Raw genomic sequence first — 2,822 nt, forward strand, 5'->3', positions numbered from 1 at the left:
TGGAAAAGCCGGCCATAGAAGGTGATAGCCCTGTATTTAAAAGGGCCATTCCAGTGAAGACGAGTAGGGCGGGGCACGTGAAACCCTGTCTGAATATGGGGGGACCATCCTCCAAGGCTAAATACTACTGACCGACCGATAGTGAACCAGTACCGTGAGGGAAAGGCGAAAAGAACCCCGGAGAGGGGAGTGAAATAGATCCTGAAACCGTGTGCGTACAAGCAGTAGGAGCTCGCAAGAGTGACTGCGTACCTTTTGTATAATGGGTCAGCGACTTACTGTTCGTGGCAAGCTTAACCGTATAGGGGAGGCGAAGGGAAACCGAGTCTGATAAGGGCGCATAGTCGCGGGCAGTAGACCCGAAACCGGGTGATCTAGTCATGCCCAGGGTGAAGGTGCGGTAACACGCACTGGAGGCCCGAACCCACTCCCGTTGCAAAGGTAGGGGATGAGGTGTGATTAGGAGTGAAAAGCTAATCGAACCCGGAGATAGCTGGTTCTCCTCGAAAGCTATTTAGGTAGCGCCTCATATGTATCCTCTCGGGGGTAGAGCACTGTTATGGCTAGGGGGTCATCGCGACTTACCAAACCATTGCAAACTCCGAATACCGAGACGGACTGTATGGGAGACACACGGCGGGTGCTAACGTCCGTCGTGAAAAGGGAAACAACCCAGATCCACAGCTAAGGTCCCAAATTTACTGCTAAGTGGAAAACCATGTGGAAAGGCACAGACAGCCAGGAGGTTGGCTTAGAAGCAGCCACCCTTTAAAGAAAGCGTAATAGCTCACTGGTCGAGTCGGTCTGCGGGGAAGATTTAACGGGGCTAAGCAGTAAACCGAAGCTTGGAGTGCATAACTTTGTTATGCGCGGTAGAGGAGCGTTCCGTAAGCCTGTGAAGGTGAGTTGAGAAGCTTGCTGGAGGTATCGGAAGTGCGAATGCTGACATGAGTAACGATAATGCGGGTGAAAAACCCGCACGCCGAAAGCCCAAGGTTTCCTTGCGCAACGTTAATCGGCGCAGGGTGAGTCGGCCCCTAAGGCGAGGCAGAAATGCGTAGTCGATGGGAAGCAGGTTAATATTCCTGCACCTCGCGTAAGTGCGATGGAGGGACGGAGAAGGTTAGGTGTACCAGGCGTTGGTTGTCCTGGGGAAAGGCGGTAGGTTTGAATCTTTGGCAAATCCGGGATTCTTTAAGACCGAGCACCGAGACGAGCCTTTAAGGCGAAGTCACTGATACCACGCTTCCAGGAAAAGCTCCTAAGCTTCAGCTTACGCAGACCGTACCGTAAACCGACACAGGTGGGTAGGATGAGAATTCTCAGGCGCTTGAGAGAACTCGGGTGAAGGAACTAGGCAACATGGCACCGTAACTTCGGGAGAAGGTGCACCCTTTTTGGTGGCTCATGCGAGCTATAGCTGAAGAGGGTCGCAGTAACCAGGCCGCTGCGACTGTTTATCAAAAACACAGCACTCTGCAAACACGAAAGTGGACGTATAGGGTGTGACGCCTGCCCGGTGCTGGAAGGTTAATTGATGGGGTCAGCCGCAAGGCGAAGCTCTTGATCGAAGCCCCAGTAAACGGCGGCCGTAACTATAACGGTCCTAAGGTAGCGAAATTCCTTGTCGGGTAAGTTCCGACCTGCACGAATGGCGTAACGACAGCGGCGCTGTCTCCACCCGAGACTCAGTGAAATTGAAATCGCTGTGAAGATGCAGCGTTCCCGTGGCAAGACGGAAAGACCCCGTGAACCTTTACTATAGCTTTACACTGAACGTTGAGTTCGTCTGTGTAGGATAGGTGGGAGGCTATGAAACTGTGGCGCTAGCTGCAGTGGAGCCATCCTTGAAATACCACCCTGTCGTGCTTGACGTTCTAACCTAGGTCCATTATCTGGATCGGGGACCGTGTATGGTGGGTAGTTTGACTGGGGCGGTCTCCTCCTAAAGAGTAACGGAGGAGCTCGAAGGTACGCTCAGCGCGGTCGGACATCGCGCACTGTGTGCAAAGGCATAAGCGTGCTTGACTGCAAGATCGACGGATCAAGCAGGTAGGAAACTAGGACTTAGTGATCCGGTGGTTCTGTATGGAAGGGCCATCGCTCAACGGATAAAAGGTACTCCGGGGATAACAGGCTGATACCGCCCAAGAGTTCATATCGACGGCGGTGTTTGGCACCTCGATGTCGGCTCATCACATCCTGGGGCTGTAGTCGGTCCCAAGGGTATGGCTGTTCGCCATTTAAAGTGGTACGCGAGCTGGGTTCAGAACGTCGTGAGACAGTTCGGTCCCTATCTGCCATGGGCGTTGGAAGTTTGAGAGGGGCTGCTCCTAGTACGAGAGGACCGGAGTGGACGAACCTCTGGTGTTCCGGTTGTCACGCCAGTGGCATTGCCGGGTAGCTATGTTCGGAAGCGATAACCGCTGAAAGCATCTAAGCGGGAAGCGCGCCTCAAGATGAGACTTCCCGGGGCACAAGCCCCCTAAAGGAACCATATAGACTATGTGGTTGATAGGTCAGGTGTGTAAGTGCAGCAATGCATTGAGCTAACTGATACTAATGATCCGTGTGGCTTGACCATATAACCTCAAGTTGCCTTGGCCGACATGACATGTCGATAGATTCCAAGTCCACGCTACGTCACAAGACCTAATGCGAGACAGGCGCCTGATCCGTTGTTTGGATGGCGACACTCCAACTGTCTCCCTGATGAAATTAGCGCTATGGAACCACCCGATCCCATCCCGAACTCGGAAGTGAAACGTAGCCGCGCCGATGGTAGTGCAGCCTAAGCTGTGCGAGAGTAGGTCATCGTCAGG

The 2,822-nt window shown here is 53.3% G+C and carries 2 rRNA genes (1 of these 2 cut by a window edge); both read left to right on the top strand.

Going from position 1 to position 2,822, the window contains the following annotated elements:
- Positions 1–2,584 (top strand): 23S ribosomal RNA (locus ACVOLV_RS00985); it begins 294 nt to the left of the window's first position.
- Positions 2,585–2,708: 124 nt separating this feature from the next.
- Positions 2,709–2,822, top strand: a 5S ribosomal RNA gene (gene rrf, locus ACVOLV_RS00990); the annotation flags it as partial.

Source organism: Stenotrophomonas sp. STEN023, assembly GCF_056760135.1.